This window comes from Kutzneria chonburiensis (assembly GCF_028622115.1).
GTDB lineage: Bacteria > Actinomycetota > Actinomycetes > Mycobacteriales > Pseudonocardiaceae > Kutzneria > Kutzneria chonburiensis.
Genome location: NZ_CP097263.1, coordinates 8,470,828 through 8,489,226, shown reverse-complemented (window position 1 = coordinate 8,489,226; position 18,399 = coordinate 8,470,828). Strand labels below are relative to the sequence as shown.

Annotated in this window: 20 protein-coding genes; 6 read left to right on the top strand and 14 right to left on the bottom strand. The window is 70.3% G+C overall.

From position 1 onward, the window contains the following. The first annotated feature begins 18 nt into the window (after nucleotides 1–18). Nucleotides 19–588 carry a hypothetical protein gene (locus M3Q35_RS39685; RefSeq protein WP_273937708.1) on the top strand — a complete coding sequence of 190 codons (570 nt, stop codon included), beginning with the start codon at nucleotides 19–21 and terminating at the stop codon, nucleotides 586–588. Here M3Q35_RS39685 and M3Q35_RS39680 read toward each other — a convergent pair. The 9 genes from M3Q35_RS39680 to M3Q35_RS39640 all read right to left on the bottom strand — a co-directional run bounded on the left by M3Q35_RS39680 (nucleotide 585) and on the right by M3Q35_RS39640 (nucleotide 10,819). Then, entirely contained in the window at nucleotides 585–1,571 is a 987-nt protein-coding gene (locus tag M3Q35_RS39680) for a pirin family protein (protein WP_273937707.1), read from the bottom strand. The genes M3Q35_RS39685 and M3Q35_RS39680 overlap by 4 nt on opposite strands. Nucleotides 1,572–1,599: 28 nt before the next feature. Beyond that, complete coding sequence (locus M3Q35_RS39675; protein ID WP_273937706.1) at nucleotides 1,600–2,289, bottom strand: sirohydrochlorin chelatase; 690 nt, start codon at nucleotides 2,287–2,289, stop codon at nucleotides 1,600–1,602. After that, nucleotides 2,289–3,401 (bottom strand): uroporphyrinogen-III synthase, encoded by a 1,113-nt coding sequence (locus M3Q35_RS39670; RefSeq protein ID WP_273937705.1) that lies wholly within the window; start codon nucleotides 3,399–3,401, stop codon nucleotides 2,289–2,291. Before M3Q35_RS39670 ends, M3Q35_RS39675 begins: the two co-directional genes overlap by 1 nt. After that, a complete protein-coding gene (nirD, locus tag M3Q35_RS39665; RefSeq protein WP_273937704.1) occupies nucleotides 3,398–3,739 on the bottom strand; it encodes a nitrite reductase small subunit NirD in 342 nt (113 codons plus the stop codon). The genes M3Q35_RS39670 and nirD overlap by 4 nt, the downstream gene beginning before the upstream one ends. Next, nucleotides 3,736–6,189: a nitrite reductase large subunit NirB gene (nirB, locus tag M3Q35_RS39660; protein WP_273937703.1), complete on the bottom strand. Its 2,454-nt coding sequence runs from the start codon at nucleotides 6,187–6,189 to the stop codon at nucleotides 3,736–3,738. The genes nirD and nirB overlap by 4 nt, the downstream gene beginning before the upstream one ends. A gap of 97 nt (nucleotides 6,190–6,286) precedes the next feature. Next, on the bottom strand, nucleotides 6,287–7,084 hold the full coding sequence (locus M3Q35_RS39655) for a TIGR02569 family protein (protein WP_273937702.1): 798 nt from the start codon (nucleotides 7,082–7,084) through the stop codon (nucleotides 6,287–6,289). A gap of 275 nt (nucleotides 7,085–7,359) precedes the next feature. Beyond that, nucleotides 7,360–8,532 carry an adenylyltransferase/sulfurtransferase MoeZ gene (gene moeZ / locus M3Q35_RS39650; protein WP_273937701.1) on the bottom strand — a complete coding sequence of 391 codons (1,173 nt, stop codon included), beginning with the start codon at nucleotides 8,530–8,532 and terminating at the stop codon, nucleotides 7,360–7,362. Nucleotides 8,533–8,634: 102 nt separating this feature from the next. Beyond that, the gene (locus M3Q35_RS39645; RefSeq protein WP_273937700.1) at nucleotides 8,635–9,741 is read right to left on the bottom strand and encodes a DUF3152 domain-containing protein; all 1,107 of its coding nucleotides are present in this window, start codon (nucleotides 9,739–9,741) and stop codon (nucleotides 8,635–8,637) included. A gap of 46 nt (nucleotides 9,742–9,787) precedes the next feature. Further along, a complete protein-coding gene (locus M3Q35_RS39640; RefSeq protein WP_273937699.1) occupies nucleotides 9,788–10,819 on the bottom strand; it encodes an alpha/beta fold hydrolase in 1,032 nt (343 codons plus the stop codon). 159 nt (nucleotides 10,820–10,978) lie between these two features. Here M3Q35_RS39640 and M3Q35_RS39635 point away from each other — a divergent pair, with 159 nt between their 5' ends. From M3Q35_RS39635 to M3Q35_RS39625, 3 genes are all read left to right on the top strand, one after another. Beyond that, complete coding sequence (locus M3Q35_RS39635) at nucleotides 10,979–11,605, top strand: TetR/AcrR family transcriptional regulator (protein WP_273937698.1); 627 nt, start codon at nucleotides 10,979–10,981, stop codon at nucleotides 11,603–11,605. Between the two features lie 124 nt (nucleotides 11,606–11,729). Continuing rightward, nucleotides 11,730–12,170: a MarR family winged helix-turn-helix transcriptional regulator gene (locus tag M3Q35_RS39630; protein WP_273937697.1), complete on the top strand. Its 441-nt coding sequence runs from the start codon at nucleotides 11,730–11,732 to the stop codon at nucleotides 12,168–12,170. A gap of 143 nt (nucleotides 12,171–12,313) precedes the next feature. After that, nucleotides 12,314–13,153: an SDR family NAD(P)-dependent oxidoreductase gene (locus M3Q35_RS39625; protein ID WP_273937696.1), complete on the top strand. Its 840-nt coding sequence runs from the start codon at nucleotides 12,314–12,316 to the stop codon at nucleotides 13,151–13,153. A gap of 131 nt (nucleotides 13,154–13,284) precedes the next feature. Here the strand turns inward: M3Q35_RS39625 and M3Q35_RS39620 are convergent, their stop codons facing one another. The 3 genes from M3Q35_RS39620 to M3Q35_RS39610 are packed head-to-tail and all read right to left on the bottom strand — an operon-like array spanning nucleotide 13,285 to nucleotide 15,940. Further along, nucleotides 13,285–14,166, bottom strand: coding sequence for an AurF N-oxygenase family protein (locus M3Q35_RS39620; RefSeq protein ID WP_273937695.1), 882 nt, complete (start codon nucleotides 14,164–14,166; stop codon nucleotides 13,285–13,287). Beyond that, complete coding sequence (locus M3Q35_RS39615) at nucleotides 14,163–15,068, bottom strand: alpha/beta fold hydrolase (protein WP_273937694.1); 906 nt, start codon at nucleotides 15,066–15,068, stop codon at nucleotides 14,163–14,165. Before M3Q35_RS39615 ends, M3Q35_RS39620 begins: the two co-directional genes overlap by 4 nt. Beyond that, entirely contained in the window at nucleotides 15,041–15,940 is a 900-nt protein-coding gene (locus M3Q35_RS39610) for an AurF N-oxygenase family protein (RefSeq protein ID WP_273937692.1), read from the bottom strand. Before M3Q35_RS39610 ends, M3Q35_RS39615 begins: the two co-directional genes overlap by 28 nt. Nucleotides 15,941–16,010: 70 nt before the next feature. On the opposite strand from M3Q35_RS39610, the gene M3Q35_RS39605 reads away from it, so the two are divergent. Both M3Q35_RS39605 and M3Q35_RS39600 read left to right on the top strand, forming a co-directional pair. Further along, nucleotides 16,011–16,766 carry a TetR/AcrR family transcriptional regulator gene (locus M3Q35_RS39605; protein ID WP_273937691.1) on the top strand — a complete coding sequence of 252 codons (756 nt, stop codon included), beginning with the start codon at nucleotides 16,011–16,013 and terminating at the stop codon, nucleotides 16,764–16,766. Further along, nucleotides 16,744–17,058 (top strand): DUF4873 domain-containing protein, encoded by a 315-nt coding sequence (locus M3Q35_RS39600; RefSeq protein ID WP_273937690.1) that lies wholly within the window; start codon nucleotides 16,744–16,746, stop codon nucleotides 17,056–17,058. Before M3Q35_RS39605 ends, M3Q35_RS39600 begins: the two co-directional genes overlap by 23 nt. Before the next feature lie 58 nt (nucleotides 17,059–17,116). Here M3Q35_RS39600 and M3Q35_RS39595 read toward each other — a convergent pair whose 3' ends face one another. Both M3Q35_RS39595 and M3Q35_RS39590 read right to left on the bottom strand, forming a co-directional pair. After that, a complete protein-coding gene (locus M3Q35_RS39595; RefSeq protein ID WP_273937689.1) occupies nucleotides 17,117–17,338 on the bottom strand; it encodes a DUF3107 domain-containing protein in 222 nt (73 codons plus the stop codon). 178 nt (nucleotides 17,339–17,516) lie between these two features. Further along, nucleotides 17,517–18,173, bottom strand: coding sequence for a ferritin-like fold-containing protein (locus M3Q35_RS39590; protein ID WP_273937688.1), 657 nt, complete (start codon nucleotides 18,171–18,173; stop codon nucleotides 17,517–17,519). Between the last annotated feature and the right edge of the window lie 226 nt (nucleotides 18,174–18,399).

Here is an 18,399-nt window from a genome sequence, read left to right as displayed (position 1 = left end):
TCCGGCAGGGGGATGGCAGTGCAGTTCCGGGGAATCCAGTCCTGGCAGGTCAGTTGGGGCACCGGCTATGTCGTCCAGCTGGCCCTGTACCTAAGGGATGCGTTGGCAGTGCCGGCCGCGCCGGAGGTCCCGCCGCTGACCCCGCCGGTCCCGACCACCGACGAGCTCGACCGGGCGGCAGTCGCGGCGGAATGGCCGGGATGGTGGGCGGACGTGCTGGCCTTCGTCGGCGACCGCTCGGACAATCAGCGGGACCAGCACCTCAGGCTCCCGATATGGCCGGGCTCGCCGGCGCTCGTCGACCGCCCGGCGATCCAGGCCGCTCTCGACGTGCTCGGGCCACGAGCCAATCACCATCCCCAACCGCCCCGGCCGTCCAACCAGCGAATCGGCGACATCGTCCGGGCTCGGGAGGCCGAGCTGGGTCGACCGGCCCGGCCTTTTCGGCTGGTGGTAACGGAATTGCCGGTGGAAGGGTTGCTCTGGTACCGAATCACCGAGCAGCACGTCCTGGTCTCGAGCAGCTTCGCCGAGGACGACGAGCGCTGTTCCGCCGCCCTGAAGGAGATCGTCGCCGAACTGGCCTAAAGGTCGTCGGCGTCGCTGCGGTGGGCGAGGTGCTGGGGCTGCACGGTGGCCAGGCGGCCGGCCCGGTAGTCGTCCATGGCCTGGTAGATCTCCTCCTTGGTGTTCATCACGAACGGCCCGTACCGCGCCACGGGCTCCCGGATCGGCCGGCCGCCGAGGACGAGGACGTCCATGGCGTTGGCGGCGGAGGAAGGCTGCGACGAGGCGGCACGGAGGGTCAACGCCTCGCCGTAGCCGAAGTCGGCGAGCTGGCCCTCGGCGATGGGCCGGTCCTCGCGGCCGACGGTGCCACGGCCGGACAACACGTAGACCATGGCGTTGAAGTTGGTGGGCCACCGCATGTCGAGCTGAGCGCCGGCGGCGAGGGTGGCGTGGAGGTAGACGATGGGGGTGTAGGTGTCTCCGGGACCCTTGTGCCCGTCGAGGTCACCGGCGATGACACGGACCAGCGCGCCGCCGTCGGTGGACGCGACGAGGGCGGCGTCGCGGGCGCCGATGTCCTGGTAGCGGGGAGGGGTCCACTTGGCGGACCGGGGCAGGTTGACCCAGAGCTGCACGCCGTGGAAAAGCCCACCCTTGGCGATGAGTTCCTGCGACGGCAGTTCGCTGTGCAGCACGCCGGCGCCGGCGGTCATCCACTGCGTGGAGCCGTCGGTGATGATGCCGCCCCCGCCGGTGGAGTCCTCGTGCTCGAAGACGCCGTCGATCATGTACGTGACGGTCTCGAACCCCCGGTGCGGATGCCACGGCGCGCCCTTGGCCTCGCCGGGCCCGTACTCGACGGCCCCCATGTGGTCGAGCAGCAGGAACGGATCGGCCAACGCCATGTCGGCGCTGGGGAACGGCCGGCGGACCTGGAAGCCCTCGCCCTCGAGGAACTTGCCGGCGGTGACGACCTTGAGCACGGGCCGCCACTCGATGGTGGCGGCGGGCAGCTCGGGCAGCCGCGGCAGGGTGAGGGTGTCGGCGGTGACAGCAGGCATGGTGGGCCTCCTCGAGCCCGGGGAATGCTTACTGTGCCACCAACATGGTTGAGAGGTCAACTATTCCGGCGGACAACGCCCGGCGGACCACCAGGTCGACCAGGCGGGGATGCGCGCCGATGGGCTCGGACACCAGGTCAGCGCCCATATCGGCGAGCCGCTGGTGGAACAGGCCGGGAGCCAGCAGCCACGACGCGATGGCGACCCGAGGACCAGCCGAAGCGACTGCCTCCGGCACCGAAGGCTGGGCGGAGGTGATGAAACCGACCTGGACCAGGCCGCCGGTCAACACCGACAGCCGCCGAGCGGCGCGATGCACGTCGGCGATGGCCCGGGAATCCGACGAGCCGGCGGCGGCCAACACCACGCCGGCGCCGCGCTCCCAGCCGGCGGCGACGAGGCGGTCGTAGACGGCATCGAGGACCAGGTCATCAGGGCCCAGAGCCGGGGTCACGGTGACGGACTCGGCCCCGGACAACAAGATCTGTTCCGGCACGTCGACCCGCACGTGATAGCCGGCGGCGAGGAACGCCGGCACCACGACAGCAGATCCGGAAACACGGGAAAGCACCTCGGTCAGCGAAGGCGACCGGACGTCGACGTAGGCGACCTCGACGGGCACACCGGGCAGCCGCCGGCGAACGGCGTCAGCGATCTCCTCCACAACGACGGCGCCGGCCGGATCCTGAGTGCCGTGAGCGGCCAGCACCAACGTCATCAAGCCTCCAAGGCCAACCGGTAACCGCGTTTCACCACGGTCTGCACGAGCTTGGGCTGCCCCAGCGCGGTCCGCAGCCGGCCGATGGCGGTCTCGACGGCATGCTCCTGCACGGGCGTGTTGTCCCGCTGCAGCACGCTCATCAGCCGCTGCCGGGACACGACATGCCCGGGCTGCTCGGCCAACGCCCGCAGCACGGCCATGGGCGCCGGGGCGATGGGCCGGAGGTCGCCGTTGACGATCACGGCCTGCCCCCGCACCTGGACCTCGGCGCTCTCAAAGACAATTCGCTGGGCGCGGGCCGGCAGCTCGACGGCGACGGACCGGGCCAGGGCGCCGATGCGGGCACGCTCGGGGATCACGCAGGGCACGTCGTACGGCGCGAATGGACCGGCGCAGATCGTGCCGACGCAGGCGACGAGAATGTCGTTGCGCAGCGCGGAAACCACCGCCTCGCGGCGGCCGGTGGCCTTGGCCCGGGCCAGGGTGGAGGCGACAGCGGGCGCGCTGGTGAAGACCAGGGCGTCCACCTGCCGTCCGACGATGGCGTCCAGCAGCCGGTCCAACGGGTTGGTGTCGGCCGGCGCGGTCCACCGGTAGACCGACACCTCGGTCACGTCGGCCCCGGCGTCCCGCAGCGCGTTGACGAAGTCGGGCAGCGGCTCGCCGTGCAGCTGCACCACGACCCGCTTGCCGGCGACCCCGTGGTCCAGCAGGTAGTCCAGCAGCTCGGCGTTGCTCTCCGACTCGGGCGCCCACTTCTCGGTCAGCCCGGCCGCCCGCACCGCACCGCGCACCTTCGGCCCGCGGGCCAGCACGTCGGCCCCCTCCAGGTGCTTGATCAGGTCCTCGCCCAGGCCCCAACCGTCGGCCGCCTCGATCCAGCCGCGGAAGCCGATCGCCGTGGTGATCACGGCGATGTCCACCGGCTGGGCCATCAGCTGCTCGGTGCTGACCTTGAGCTGGGCGTCGTCCAACAGCGGCACGATACGGATGGCCGGCGCGTGCTGCACGGACGCGCCGCGCCGCACCAGCAGCGCGGCCAGTTCGTCGGCCCGTCTCGCGGCGGTGACGCCGATGGTGTAACCGGCGAGCGGGTCGACCTCAGTCACGGTGAGCCCACCCGGACGTACCCGTCCCACACCTCGACCGGGTAAGTGGCGACGGCGACATCGGCATCGTCGACGCAGCGGCCGGTGGCCAGCTCGAACGCCTGCTTGTAGACGGGCGAGACGACAACCGGCACGCCGCCACGGTCGCCGACGATGCCCCGGGAGAGGACGGCGGCGCAGCTGAACGGGTCATGGTTGGACAATACGTGTAGCCCGTCCCGCGTGCGGAACACCGCGACCTGGTCGCCGGCCGGCAGCAGGGCCGCGACGCCCCTTCCGACCAGCAGGTCCTCGACGCGGCACACGGTGGTCCAGGTGCGTTCCTGTACGGCGGTCATCGGGCCATCACCTCCGGAATTCCCAGCTGAACGGGGACGCGCTGGCCGCGCTCCTCGCGGAAAGAGATCGTCGGGTCGGGCGTGCCGGGCGCGTTGACGAACGAGCTGAAGCGCGCCAGCTTCACCGGGTCCTCCAGCACGCCGCGCCACTCGTCGGCGTAGTCGCGCACGTGCGCGTGCATGGCCGACTCCAGGTCGGCGGCGATGCCGAGGCTGTCGTGCACGATCACGTCGCGCAGGTGGTCGAGGCCGCCCTCCATGGCCTCGATCCACGCCGACGTGCGCTGCAACCGGTCGGCGGTGCGCACGTAGAACATCAGGAACCGGTCGATGGTGGCGATCAGCGTCTCGGTGTCCACATCGGACACGAGCAGGTCGGCGTGCCGGGGCGTGAAGCCGCCGTTGCCGCCCACGTACAGGTTCCAGCCCTGCTCGGTGGCGATCACGCCGAAGTCCTTGCTCCGCGCCTCGGCGCACTCGCGGGCGCAGCCGGAGACGCCGGCCTTGAGCTTGTGCGGCGAGCGCAGGCCGCGGTAGCGCAGCTCCAGGTCGATGGCCAGCCCGACCGAGTCCTGCACGCCGTAGCGGCACCACGTGCTGCCGACGCAGGACTTGACCGTGCGCAGGGCCTTTCCGTACGCGTGGCCGGACTCGAAGCCGGCGTCGACCAGGCGGCGCCAGATCAGCGGCAGCTGGTCCACGGTCGCGCCGAACAGGTCGATGCGCTGGCCACCGGTGATCTTCGTGTAGAGCCCGAAGTCCTGGGCCACCTCGGCGATCACCATCAGCTTCTCCGGGGTGATCTCGCCGCCGGGGATGCGCGGCACCACCGAGTAGGTGCCGTTGCGCTGGAGGTTGGCCAGGAAGTGGTCGTTGGTGTCCTGGAGCGCGGCCTGCTCGCCCTCGAGCACGTGCCCGCTGTTGAGCGAGGCCAGGATGGAGGCCACCGTCGGCTTGCACAGGTCGCAGCCGTCGCCGCGTCCGTGCTCGGCGATCAGGGCGCTGAACGTGCGGATGCCGGTGGCGTGGATGACCTCGAACAGCTCGGCCCGTGACTGGCTGAAGTGCTCGCACAGGGCCTTGGACTGCTCGACACCGCAGCTGGTCAGCAGCTGCTTGAGCGTCGGCACGCAGGACCCGCAGCCGGTGCCGGCCTTGGTGCACGTCTTGAGCGACGGCACGTCGGCGCAGCCGGTGCCGATCGCCGCAACGATGTCGGCCTTCGTCACGGCGTGGCAGGAGCAGACCTGGGCGTCGTCGGGCAGCGCGGTGTTGGTGACGCCGGCCGGCGCGATCAGCGAGCCGGGGTCGGCCGGCAGCGGGCGGCCGACGTAGGCGCGCAGCGTGGCGTACGAGCTGGCGTCGCCGACGAGCACGCCGCCGAGCAGCGTCTGTGCGTCGTCGGAGACGACGATCTTCTTGTACGAGCCGGAAACCGGGTCGTTGTGCACGACCTCGAGCGCACCCGGCGATGCCGCGTGCGCGTCGCCGAAGCTCGCCACGTCGACGCCGAGAAGCTTGAGCTTGGTCGAGGTGTCGGCGCCCGGGAACTCCTTGCTGCCACCGGAAAGCCGGTCGGCGACGACCTCGGCCATCGAGTAGCCGGGGGCGACGAGGCCGTACACCCGGCCGTCGATGCAGGCGCACTCGCCGATGGCGTAGATCGACTCGTCCGAGGTGCGGCAGGCCGAGTCGACGACGATGCCGCCGCGCTCGCCGACCTCGAGCCCGAACTTGCGGGCGAGATCGTCACGCGGCCGCACGCCGGCCGAGAAAACCACGATGTCGGCGGGAAGTTCGCTGCCGTCGGAGAGCACGACCTTGTCGTCACCGACCGAGGAGACCGACACTCCACAGTGGACATCGAGGCCGAGGCGAAGGATTTCCCGGCGCAGCAGCGCGCCGCCACCCTCGTCCACCTGCAACGGCATCAGGCGAGGAGCCAGCTCGACCACCTGCGGCCGAACTCCCATGAGCCGTAAGGCATTCGCGGCTTCCAGCCCGAGCAGGCCGCCACCGATGACCACACCGTTCACGCCACTGCCCGCACCACTATGGGCGCGGATCGCGTCCAGGTCCTCGATCGTGCGGTAGACGTAGCAGTTGGCGCCGTCGTGGCCGGGCACCGGCGGCACGAACGGGTACGAGCCGGTGGCCAGCACCATGGCGTCGTAGTCCTGGACGAAGCCCTGCTCGGTGACGACCTTGCGGGCCGCGCGGTCGATCTCGACGACCTTGTCGCCGAGCCGGGTCTCCACGTCGACCGGGGCCAGCGCGAGCTTGTCGGCGTCCCAGCCGTCCACGTAGGAGGACAGCGCCACCCGGTCGTAGGCCGGACGCGGCTCCTCGGCCAGCACGACGATCCGCCAGTCGCCGCCGCGCTCGGTGAGCGTGCGCACGAGGTGGTGTCCGACCATCCCGTTGCCGATCACGACCAGTGTCCGCGTCATGGTGGCAATGCTGTGCAAGATCCGTGACCCCGCCGGGTCACCTACGTTGCACACGAGTTACGTGGTGCTCCCACCGCAGGTCAAAACCTGGTGCGCGTCAGACCAGATCCAGGATCTGCGTGGTCGCCCGCTCAAGGCCGCGCAGCGACTGGAGCGTCGAGCGCGGGTGCAGCGCGTGTACGGCCAGCCGGAACAGCAGCGCCCGGACCAGGGCCTGCGACCATTCCGCCAGGTGCGCCCAGCGCTTGAGGATGCCCTCGTCGGCGCCGCCCCAGGCCAGCGCGTCGACCACGATCACCGCCGCGGCCCACTCCGGCGGCCGCCAGAACGGGTTGAAGTCGATCAGCGCCGGCGCCGCCTTGCCGTCGAACAGCACGTTGCCGAACAGGTCGCCGTGCACCACCTGGGACTTCAGCCCGATCGGCACCCGGGACGCCGTGACCAGCTCGAACAGGCGGCCGCCCTTGTCGCGGTCCAGCTCGACCAGTTCCTCGCCCCAGGCGGCGCGGTCGGCGGTGGCGAAGACGTCCTTGCGGGCTTCGAGAAAACGCGGCCGCTTCAGGGTGTCGGTGGCCCCGTGCAGACGCACCGAGACCGCAACCACCTCGTCGTGCCGGGGCTCGGCGCGGCCGGACAGGTAACGGGTGGCCGACCAGCCGCCGACGACCCAGCGGCCGTCCGTCGAGCGCAGCGGTCGGCCCAGCCGCAGGTTGTCCACGGTGATCGCGTCCAGCGTCTGCGCCACCCAGGCCGCTTCCGCCGGGTTGGGCGCCGGGCGGATCGCCGCGTCGCCACAGCGCCAGATCGGGCCGCCGTCGATCAGCTCCGGCTCGCTGCCCCGCGCGCCGAAGGCCGCGCACACGTGCGGCGGGGGAGGCTGCGGGGAGGTCGTCACAATCGGCGACGCTACCTTGTACGGCACCGAAATTGGGGGACCGCTGTGCTTTTCGCCGCGCGTGCCGCGCGGAGCTCGGCCCCTGTGGGGCCGATGCCTTGCCCTTGCCGGATTTCGGCCGCCGCATCAGCCGAACTGGGTGGTTGCGTCGGTTGGCGGCGGCCGAAATCCGCCAACCGGGCAAAGCATCGGCGGGGCCTCGCGGTGTCTTTGAAGGCGTGAAGGGGGCTTTCCCGCACTCGGAGTGCGGGAAAGCCCCTTCACGGCCATTACCGTCAGTAAGTCGGCAGGCTCGGGTCGACCTCACGGGCCCACGCGAGCACGCCACCGCCGACGTGCACGGCGTCCTTGAAGCCGGCCTGGTGCAGCGCGGCCAGCGCCTCCGCGGACCGGGCGCCGGACTTGCAGTGCAGCACCAGCGGCTTGTCCTGCGGCAGCTCGGCGAACGCCGCGCCGGACAGGATCCGGTCCTTGGGGATCAGCACCGAGCCCGGGATCCTGACGATCTCGTACTCGTGCGGCTCCCGCACGTCGACCAGCAGGAAGTCGTCACCCGCGTCGATCTTCTGCTTGAGCTCGAGCGGCGTGATGGTGTGACCGGCGGCGGCGGACCGGGCGTCGTCGGACACGACACCGCAGAACGCCTCGTAGTCGATCAGCTCGGTGATCGGCTTGGTCTCCGGATCCTTGCGGATCTTGATCGTGCGGTAGGTCATCTCCAGCGCGTCGTACACCATGAGGCGGCCAAGCAGCGGCTCACCGATGCCGGTGAGCAGCTTGATCGCCTCGGTCACCATGACCGAGCCGATGGACGCGCACAGCACGCCCAGCACGCCACCCTCCGCGCAGGAGGGAACCATGCCGGGAGGCGGCGGCTCCGGGTAGAGGTCGCGGTAGTTCAGCCCCTGGCCGTTGGGCGCGTCGTCCCAGAAGACGCTGACCTGGCCCTCGAACCGGAAGATCGAGCCCCACACGTAGGGCTTGCCCAGCAGCACCGCGGCGTCGTTGACCAGGTACCTGGTGGCGAAGTTGTCGGTGCCGTCCAGGATCAGGTCGTAGTCGCGGAAGATGTCGAGCGCGTTCTCCGAGTTCAGGTGCGTCTGGTGCAGGTTGACCTTGACGAACGGGTTGATCTCGGCGATCGAGTCGCGGGCCGACTCGGCCTTGGGCCGTCCGACGTCGGACTGCCCGTGGATCACCTGCCGCTGCAGGTTGGACTCGTCGACGACGTCGAACTCCACGATGCCCAGCGTGCCGACACCGGCGGCGGCCAGGTACAGCAGCGCCGGGCTGCCGAGGCCGCCGGCGCCGACCACCAGCACCTTGGCGTTCTTCAGCCGCTTCTGCCCGTCCACCCCGACATCCGGGATGATCAGGTGGCGGCTGTAGCGCTCGACCTCTTGTTTGGTCAGCTCCGCGGCTGGCTCAACGAGCGGCGGAAGCGGCATCTGCTCCTCCTCGACGCAGGGGAATTCATCCTGCCCCCACTTCAACGTCCAGCCTGCCCCACTGTCTTCCCGGTGGGAAACCCGTCCCACTGGTTGGACAGGTCACTGGCCGGGCTGGCCGCCCGGCGTGCCCTGGGGATTGGGCCAGGCGTTGGGCCGGCACACCTTGCCGTCCTTGCTCACCGCCGTCTTGTTGGACGGGTCGGCCTGGTTGAGCTGCCACACGTAGTCGTCGGAGACGCCGAAGGTCTGCTGCATCATCACCGGCGCCAGCCCGCCGTCGCTGCCGCAGCCGACGTGCGGGTTGCCGAACACGTGCCCGACCTCGTGGTTGATGGCGTACTCGCGGTACAGGCCGATGTCGCCGTTGAACGCCATCGCGCCCCGGATCCAGCGGGCCAGGTTGATCACGACGCGCTCGTAGTTCGGGTTCCAGCAGGACGCCTCGTACTGGATCTGGTAGCCGCACATGTCCGGCCGGTGGTCGGTGTTGGGCGTGGTCAGGCTGATCACGAAGTCCGGGTTCTTGAACTCCGGCCCGACCCGCTGCAACGAGATCTTGCCGCCGCCGACCCAGCTGCGCGGATCGGACAGGATGTTCTCCACCGTCTTGGCGAACGCGTCGTCGCCGCCGTAGGCGGCCTGGTCGATGCCGTCCTCGACGGCGATCGCGTAGTGGTAGAGCTTCGTCCCGTTGCCGACCTTCTGGCCGCTGCCCGGCACCAGGTGCCAGGTGCCGCTGCCGGCCTGCGGGAAGTTCTCGCCCTGTGGCAGCACCGCGGTGCCGGTCTTGGGGTCGACCGGGACGGCGGAGTTCTCCGTGGCGGCCGGCGGGCCGGAGGTCGCCGTGACCGTGTTCTGCGCGGCCAGGCCGTCGACACCGCTGGTGTCCGGGGCCGGCGCGCGGGTCACGTTGAACACCACCAGCGCCGTCACGACGACCAGCACCGGCAGCGCGTACACCCGCCAGCCGTACGTCGCGGCGAAGCCCTTTACACCCTTGCGCGGCTTGCCCCGGCCGGGCTCGGCCTTGTCGTCGGGCTGCGGCCGCCACTTGGCCGCCAGCGGCTGGGCCGCGGTGCGGCGGCCGCCGCTGCTGTAGCGCTCCTCGGACGGACGGCGGGTCACCGCCGGACGGATCGGCGACACGTTGCTGGGCTTCGCGGGGCTGCCCTCGCTGCCACGGCCTTCCTGTGTCGTCCGAGTCACGGACTCAGAGTGCCATATCCGTGACGGCCCGCCACGCAGGCTCGGCTCACCACCGGCCCCGGTCAACGGCCTCCCACATGCCCAGCACGGCCCTGGCCACCGTGACCGGACGTTCGATCTGGGCACAGTGTCCGACCCGGGGCAGGACCAGCAGGCGGCCTTGTTGCAGCAGCTGAGCGGTCCGTGGCGCCTTGCGCACGCTGACCAGTCGGTCCTGGGTGCCCCACACCACCAGCGAGGGGGCCGTGACCTTGGGCACCACCCGCCACATCGACCGGTGGGCCGGGGCCAACCAAGATCGAATCAACCCGATCGTGGTCGCCGCCAGGGCCGACTTGTAGTAGGCGTTGCCGTTGCGCTCGATCGTCTCGCGCACGCCTTCCTCGATGCGGTTCTCCGGGATGACCGAGGGCCGGGCGAAGCACAGGCGCAGGATCTGCATCGACTGCTCGCGGGGCGTCAGCTCGGCCAGCCGCCGGCGCACGCGGGCCCCGATGAACGGGACGAAGGCCAGCGGCATCATCGGGTTGGCGCAGCGCCGCGGATCGGGGCGTAGGTCCGGGACCGCCGGCGAGACCAGGGTCAGCGAGCGCACCAGATCCGGCCGCTGGGCCGCGACGGCCAGCGAGATCAGGCCGCCCATCGAGTTGCCGAACAGGTGGACCGGGCCGTCGAGGCCGTCAAGGAAGCGGACCACGGTGTCGGTGTGCGTGGTCATGCTGAAGTCGTAGCCGGCCGGCGGCGGCGTGCGGCCGAAACCCGGCAGGTCCATGGCGATGCCGTTGACCTGGCCGGACAGCTGGCCCATCAGGTCCGTCCAGTTGGTCGACGAGCCGCCGAGGCCGTGCACGAAGACCGCCGTCGGGGCGGTCGGGCTCGGGCTCGGGGTGCGCCGGACGTGCAGGGTGACGTCGTTCGAGGTCATCTGCTGGCCCGGCCACGGCGGGATCGACAGGTCGAGCGGGGGCAGCGGGGCCTTGGACAGGGGCACGGTGGTCAACGCCTGCGTCCGTGGGCGCGCGGGCTGGGTCAGCGGGATGCCGGCTCCGAGAGGCGCGGCCGCGGATACGGTCGTCATCCGTCCATGATGCCTGCTGTTCACCGGATGAGCGAAGTTACGACACCTTCTGTACATATCCGGCCCCAGGGAGCTCACCACAGGCCGCTACCGGCGAGTAAGGTTTGGTCACCCGCCGATCTGACTCGATCAGGGTGGGCGACGCTGGCGGGAGGCGAGATGACGGAGACGGCACAACAGGGCATCGGGCGTGGTGTGCGGCTGCCCAGGTCGGCACGGCGCGCCCAGCTGCTGGCCGCCGCGCAGGACGTGTTCGTGGCGAACGGCTACCACGCCGCCGCCATGGACGAGATCGCCGAGCGGGCCGGTGTCAGCAAGCCCGTGCTGTACCAGCACTTCCCCGGCAAGCTCGAGCTCTACCTCGCCCTGTTGGAGAGCCACGTCGACGCCCTCGTCGCGTCCGTGCGCTCCGCCATGGAGTCCACCACCGACAACAAGCAGCGGGTGATGGCCGCGGTCAGCGCCTTCTACGACTTCGTCGACAACGAGGGCCAGGCCTACCGCATGGTCTTCGAGTCCGACCTGCGTGGCGAGCCCGCCGTGCAGCAGGCCATCGAGCGCGCCACCTCCGCCAGCGTGGACGCCATCACCGAGACGATCATGGCCGACGCCGCCCTCGACCGTGACCGCGCCCGCCTGCTCGCCGTCGGCCTGACCGGTCTGTCGCAGGTCACCGCCCGTTTCTGGCTCGACACCGACCGACGGGTGTCCAAGGAGGACGCCGTCGCGCTGATCTCAACCCTGGCCTGGCGCGGCATCGGCGGCGGCTTCCCCTTGCAGCACTGAGCGTTGCGGCACTGAGCTCAACCACCGGCCGCCGACACCCCGGCACCGGTCTCAACCCGGGCCTCACCCACTCGGCACCGGCGGGTAGTTGACAGCGCCTTGTTGTAGGTACAACACTGATGCGGTGAGCACCTCCGCTGTCGATGAGATCGTCGACGATTGCCTGGCCGTTCGAGTCCGGCTCATCGGCCGCGCCCTGACCGGCCTCTACGACGGGGCGCTCAGCGGTTCCGGCCTGACCATCGCCCAGGTCAACCTGCTGGCCGCGCTGGGCAAGGCCGGCCCGTGCCCGCCGTCCATGCTCGGCGAGATCCTGCAGCTGGAGCGGTCGACGGTCAGCCGCAACCTCAACCTGTTGCTCAACCACGGCTGGATCCAGGCCGTGTCATCCGACGCCAAGGGCATCCGAGAGGTCGCCCTCACCCCCGCCGGCCACACCAAGATCAAGGCCGTCATGCCCGCCTGGCGACGGGCCCAGCGCGAGGCCTCGGACCTGCTCGGCCCAGCCGGCGCGCAGGCGATCCGGGACATCGCCGCCGGCCTCGGCTACGCCCCGGGCGCTTAGTCACCACCGGACGCCGGCGCTTCCACCCCGTCCCACTCCTCCGATCCGCCGCCCACCAGACCCCGCACATGCTGGACCCGCACCCCGCCCGCCACCCGACCTCTCCGCCCACCCCAATGTTGTATCTACACCAAGGAGTCATCATGCCGTCCTTCACCGACAAAGTCGTCCTTGTGACCGGCGCTTCTCGCGGCATCGGCCGAGCGGTGGCGCTCGCCTTCGCCCACGAGGGAGCCCGAGTCGTGCTCGCCGCGCGGTCGGCCGAGCGATTGGCCCAGGTCGAGCGCGAGATCCACGCGCTCGGCGCGGAGGTGCTGGCCGTGCCGACCGACGTCACCTCCCCCGAGGCCGTGGCGGCCTTGGTCGACGCCGCCACCGACCGGTTCGGCGGGATCGACGTGCTGGTCAACAACGCCGGCATCGGCAAGGTCGGCCGGATCGACTCGCCGACCTTCCCCGACGACGTCCGGGACACGTTGCGGGCCAGCCTGTTCGGCATGATCGACGTGACCAGGCGGGCGCTGCCGGTGCTCCGGCCGGACGCAACCGTCGTCAACATGTCCTCGGTGATGGGCCGTAAGACCTTTGCGCGGTTTGGGTCTTACGCCATCGTCATGCACGGCGTCTCCGCCTTCTCCGACAGCCTTCGCCAGGAGCTCGCCGGCAGCGGCATCCGGGTCTCGGTGATCCACCCCGCCCTCACCGCCACCGACCTGCTGCGCGACGCCACCCCGGACGAACTGCCGCCGCCCTTCCGCTACATGACCCCGCTGTCCGCCGAGGACGTCGCCCGCGGGGTCGTCGACGCGGTGCGCCGCGGGAAGCGCCGGGTGGTCATGCCCCGCCGGGCCAATTCCCTGCTGCTCGGCGAGGCCTTGTCCCCTCGCATCGGCGACCTGATCGCCACGGCGCTGTCGAAGCGGCCCGTCGCCCGGCTGCTCGGCCTGAGCGGCGGTCAGACCTACCACCAGGCGATCGGCTGACCAGGCACAGCCCCCGACCCAACCCAGGGGGCGACCCCGGCTCCATTCTACCGCGAAGGGGCGGACGGAGATCTTGGAAAGCCGGCGCCTGTGGATAACTCGGGGGCTGTGGATGGCCGGGAAATGGCTGGTCAGACCAGGTGTACCGCCTGCCAGAGCTTGCGGCTGGGGCCGGCGATGAGGTTGTTCTCGTCGAGGAACGAGACCAGCTTGGAGCCGGCCCAGCGCACCGTTTCCTGGTAGTGGGGATTGGCCAGGGCGACGCGGCGAGCCTCGTACGGATCGAGGCCGACGGCCTTGTAGACGCGGGGGTGGATCAAGGAGCGGGTGACGACGTACGCGGTGCGGGCAAGCATGAAGCGGTGATAGGCCAAAGCGGCGCGGGACAACCCGGGAGTGTCGCGGAGGACCTCCTCACGGGCGTAGCGGACGTGCCGGGCCTCCTCGATGACATGGATGCGGTTGACCATGCGGACCAGCGGCTGCACGGAGGCATCGTTCATGGACTCGCGCTGGAGGGCGTCGGTGATCTCCTCGGCGACGAGGATGCCGGCGAACATGGAGGGGCCGAAGGCGATCGTCTTGAACAGGCGCCCCAGGCGCAGGGCGGTCTGGCCGGGGCCATAGGCGGGACAGCCGACCTTCTCGATGAGACGGGCGAACATCACCGAATGCCGGCACTCGTCGGCCACCTCGGTGAGGGCGTACTGGGTGTGCCGCGTCAACGGATCCGCGTTGTAGGAGTGGCGGACGAGGAGCTCCATCAGGATCACCTCGAACCAGATGCCGACACTGGCGATGCTGGCCAGCTCATGGCGGGTGAGCTCGATCTGCTGCTCGAAGGAAAGGCCGTCCCACAAGGGAGTTCCGTACAAAGAGGACCGGTGGGCGGGCAGGAAGTACTTGTCGGGCAACAGGTCCGCGGCCCAGTCGATGTCGACGTCCGGATCGTACGAGCGGTGGGCGGACGACTTGAGCAGGCGCTCGGCGGTGCGCTCACGGTCGGCGATCATGCGAGTCCTCCGATCCGGGCGGTCACTTCCAGACCGCGTTCGAACGGCAGCATGTGCCCGGCCCCGGGATAGATCACCAGCTCCGATGACGGCAGCTCGGCGGCGATCAAACGGGAATGGGCGGGCGGGGTGAGGCGGTCGGCGCCGCCGGCCAGCACGACGGCGGGAATGTCCTTGTACACGGCCAAAGCGGCCCGGCGAGCGTGGTCGCTCAACGACGCCCGGAAGCCGACCATGGAGGCCGGATGCACCCGGGCGACCTGCTCGGCGGCCGCGGCGACGTCCTCACGGCGGGGTCGACGGCCGAACAGGAGCCACCGCAGGCCGGGCTCGGCCAAGCGAGGCTTGGCCAGCAGCGCGCGGTGCTCCACCCGGGCCAGCCGGGAGTTCACGAAGCGCTCGCCTCGCATGACAACGCGGGCCAGCGGCCCCGGCAGCCCGAGCGTCAACGTGTCCAAGCCGCCGGACGACGTTGCCACGAAAGCCACTCCGGTGACGCGAGAGGCCACCAACTCCGGGTTTCGCTCGGCCAACGCCATCAGGGTCATGCCGCCGATGGAGTGCCCGGCCAGCACCAGCGGCCCGGACGGAACCCGGTCAGCGATCAACTCCGACAGGTCGGAAGCCAGCTGATCGATCGTGGCCGTGCCGAAAGGAGCGGGCGACGAACCGCCGTGCCCACGGTGGTCGTAGCGGAGCACCCGAACCGTCCGGGACAGCGTCGAAGCGACGCGGTCCCAGGACGTGTGGTCCAAAGTCCAGGCGTGCACCAGGACAACGGTCACCGGAGAGTCCGCCGGCCCCTCGTCGACCACGTGCAGGGCAGTGCCGTCCGAGGTGACGAACCGGCCGCGGGCGGCCGTGTCCCACGGCGTCACCGAACGAGGAACGACTTGCGCCACAACGACATCCCCGGGTTGCCGACGAGACCGACCTCGTCGAGGAAACTCATGATCCGCTCGCCGGCCCAGTGAAGGGTGTCCCGGTACTGCGGGTTGTGCAGCGCGGCTTGCTCACCGACCTTGGGGTCGATGCCGACGCTGGCGTACACACGCGGGTTGATGATGCTGCGGCAGATGAAGAAGCCGACCAACGCGATCAGCTCACGCTGGTACGCCAACTCGGTACGCCCCATGCCTTCCATGCCGCGAACGACCTCTTCACGGGCGAACCGGACATGTCGGGCCTCCTCCAGCACGTGGATCCGGTTGACCATGCGGACCAGCGGCTGCACCGACTCGTCCTGCATGGCCTCGCGCTGCATCCGGTCCAGCACCTCCTCGGCGATGAGGATGGAGCCGTACATCGCCGGCCCGTAGCCGATGACCGGCAGCAGCTTGCCCAGCCGGTGCACGTAGCGGCGCGGCCCGTAGGCCGGGCAGCCGATGCGCTCGACCATGCGGGCGAACATCGTCGAGTGCCGGCACTCGTCGGCGACCTCGGTGAGGGCGTACTGTGCGTGCCTCGTGGTGGGATCGGCGTTGTAGACGGCTTTGACCAGCATCTGCATCAGCAGCACCTCGAACCACAGGCCGACGCTGGCCACACTGGCCACCTCGTGCTTGGTGAGCTCGATGCGCTGCGCCTCGGTCAGGCCGTCCCACAACGCCGTGCCGTACAGCGAACTGCGGTGCTGCGGGATGAAGAACTTGTCCGAAGCCAGCGGCGCCGCCCAGTCGATGTCCACCTCGGGGTCGTAGAACTTGTCGGCCGAGGAGTTGAGCAGCCGTTCGGCGGTCTTCTCCCGGTCGGCGACCTTCAACGATCGGGCCATCGCTCCTCCGTCCGGATCAGTCAGATTTAGTGTTACCGGAAGTAACGGTAACTCTGGTAGCGTGGGTCACATGGGTCGAGCTGTCAAGAGGTCTCCGGACGGCGGGGACGCACGCCGCGAACGGTGGCGGGCGCACCGCGAGGCCCGGCGCGAGGAGTTCGTCGACGCCACCATCCGGGCGCTCACCAAGCACGGCCCCGAGGTCGGCATGGACGAGATCGCGGCCGAGGCCGGCGTCACGAAACCCGTGCTGTACCGGCACTTCGCCGACAAGTCCGACCTGTACCTCGCCGTCGGCCAGCGCGGCACCGACCTGCTGATGAACCGGCTCAAGCCGGCACTGGTCGACGAGGGCACGCCGTACGAGCGGATCTACCGCGCGGTCGACTCCTACCTGGCCACCATCGAGGAGTTCCCGGAGCTCTACCACTTCGTGGTCCGCCGCTCGTTCACCGACAAGCCGGTCGAGACGGACATCGCCACCGAGGACAAGCGGATCATCGCCAACACGCTGGCCCGCCTGCTCGGCGACTACCTGCGGGCGTTCGACATGGACTCCGGCGGCGCCGAGCCGTGGGCGCACGCGGCGGTGGGCATGGTGCAGAGCGCGGGCGACTGGTGGCTGGAGCGCCAGTCCATGACCAGGCAGAGCCTGAGCGACTACCTGACGAAGATCATCTGGTTCGCGGTCGACGGCCTGCTGCGCTCCGGCGGCATCGTCGTCGACCCGCAGATGCCGCTGAGCCTGGAGCCCAGCCCGGCGCTGCGACTGGTGCCGGCCAAGACACAGGGAGAGACCGGGGATGACCGACGAGCACGGGGATGAGGGCTACACCGGCGACGCGGTCCTCGTGGACGGCGAGCGCGAGGTCAAGGTCCGGGCGGTGCTGCGCGGCTACTTCCAGCCGATCGACGGCCGCTACCACTGGTACGGACGCCTCGACGCCGACCAGACCGTGACCGAGCTGGTCGAGGGCGGCCGCAAGGAGCTGCGGCTGCGCACCCCCGAGGGCGAGGCGACGGCCACGCTGTCCGACCCCGACCCGTGGCAGCGCTACCGGGTCACCGGCACGTCGCGGCCGCCGTTCGCGGTGGAGACGGTGCCGGCGCACGACTGAGCACGTAGGACAACGCCCCGGTCAGCCATGCTGACCGGGGCGTTCGTCGTGGGTCGACCTAGGCGAAGCCGACCTTGCGGGAGTCGGACGCGCCGATCTCGACGTAGGAGATCCGGCCCGACGGGATGACGAAGCGGCGGCCCTTGTCGTCGACCAGCTTCAGCACCGCCTGCTTGCCGGCGAACGTGTCGGAGACGAGCGCCTCGACCTCGTCCGGCGACAGGTCGCTGTTGACCAGGAGCTCCCGTGCGCTCTCGACGACGCCGATCTTGATCTCCACGCTGACCTCCGGATCCGAACATGCTCTCGTCGACCAGGCTAGTAGAGCGACGGACGCCCCCGCCCCACCGACCCTAAGCCGGTGGCGAACACCCCGCGAGTCCCGCCCAGCATCAGGGCGAACGTGTGAAACGGATTCAGGAATTCGGTGTGACGCTAAGCGGGACTCGCGGGGGTTATCAGCCGAGGCCTAGGGCGGACATGCGCTTGGTGTGGGACTGCTGGAGGCGCTTGAACAGGGCGCCGATGCCGGCCAGGTCGCCGGAGCCGCGGATGATCAGCTCGGCCAGCGCGTCCCGTTCGGCGGCCACGTGCTGAGCCTGGGTGAGGGCCTCGCCGAGCAGCCGGCGGCCCCACAGGGTGAGCCGGTCGCGGACCTTGCGGTCGGCCTCGCAGGCCGCCTTGACCTCACGCTCGGCGAAGGCCGAGTGCCCGGTGTCGGCCAGCACCTCGAGCACCAGCTTCTGGGTCGGCTCGTCCAGCCAGCCGGCCACCTCGCGGTAGAAGTCGGCGGCCAGCCCGTCGCCGACGTACGCCTTCACCAGTGATTCGTGCCACGACCGGGGCGCGGTGGACGCGTTGAAGGCGTCGAAGGCGGCCGCGAACGGCCCCATCGCGTCCTCGATGGCCACGCCGTGCTCGCCCAGGTACCGCTCGAGCAGCTGGTAGTGGCCGATCTCGGCGGCCGCCATGCTGGACAGCGCCGCCCGACCGGCCAGCGTCGGCGCGCTGCGCGCATCCTCGGCGAGCCGGTCGAAGGCCGACAGCTCGCCGTAGGCCAACACCCCCAACAGATCCGCGACGCCGTCAGCCAGAACCTCGTCCGCCTCGCTCATATCAGCAGAGCGTAGCCGCCGCCGAAGGAGCCAAAACCACGTCCGGGCAGGTAGACTCCGGGCCTGACGCCTGGTAATGGCGGCGGCGCGACCTGGGCAGACCCCACGAGTCCCACCGCCGGGACCGGGTTGAACGAGCACGGCGGCCGGATTGAGTCGCCATGTGGAACAGGGTGCGCGCACGACAACCTCGTCGGCCCTCCCGCGGCCCGCCGGGCGAGACACA

What these genes read in the sequence shown, in the direction of transcription:
- moeZ (WP_273937701.1), bottom strand. Translation starts at nt 8,532, where the DNA reads ATGCCGCTTCCGCCGCTCGTTGAGCCAGCCGCGGAGCTGACCAAACAA.
- M3Q35_RS39600 (WP_273937690.1), top strand. Translation starts at nt 16,744, where the DNA reads ATGACCGACGAGCACGGGGATGAGGGCTACACCGGCGACGCGGTCCTC.
- M3Q35_RS39610 (WP_273937692.1), bottom strand. Translation starts at nt 15,940, where the DNA reads ATGGCCCGATCGTTGAAGGTCGCCGACCGGGAGAAGACCGCCGAACGG.
- M3Q35_RS39625 (WP_273937696.1), top strand. Translation starts at nt 12,314, where the DNA reads ATGCCGTCCTTCACCGACAAAGTCGTCCTTGTGACCGGCGCTTCTCGC.
- M3Q35_RS39620 (WP_273937695.1), bottom strand. Translation starts at nt 14,166, where the DNA reads ATGATCGCCGACCGTGAGCGCACCGCCGAGCGCCTGCTCAAGTCGTCC.
- nirB (WP_273937703.1), bottom strand. Translation starts at nt 6,189, where the DNA reads ATGACGCGGACACTGGTCGTGATCGGCAACGGGATGGTCGGACACCAC.
- M3Q35_RS39635 (WP_273937698.1), top strand. Translation starts at nt 10,979, where the DNA reads ATGACGGAGACGGCACAACAGGGCATCGGGCGTGGTGTGCGGCTGCCC.
- M3Q35_RS39590 (WP_273937688.1), bottom strand. Translation starts at nt 18,173, where the DNA reads ATGAGCGAGGCGGACGAGGTTCTGGCTGACGGCGTCGCGGATCTGTTG.
- M3Q35_RS39605 (WP_273937691.1), top strand. Translation starts at nt 16,011, where the DNA reads ATGGGTCGAGCTGTCAAGAGGTCTCCGGACGGCGGGGACGCACGCCGC.
- nirD (WP_273937704.1), bottom strand. Translation starts at nt 3,739, where the DNA reads ATGACCGCCGTACAGGAACGCACCTGGACCACCGTGTGCCGCGTCGAG.
- M3Q35_RS39680 (WP_273937707.1), bottom strand. Translation starts at nt 1,571, where the DNA reads ATGCCTGCTGTCACCGCCGACACCCTCACCCTGCCGCGGCTGCCCGAG.
- M3Q35_RS39675 (WP_273937706.1), bottom strand. Translation starts at nt 2,289, where the DNA reads ATGACGTTGGTGCTGGCCGCTCACGGCACTCAGGATCCGGCCGGCGCC.
- M3Q35_RS39640 (WP_273937699.1), bottom strand. Translation starts at nt 10,819, where the DNA reads ATGACGACCGTATCCGCGGCCGCGCCTCTCGGAGCCGGCATCCCGCTG.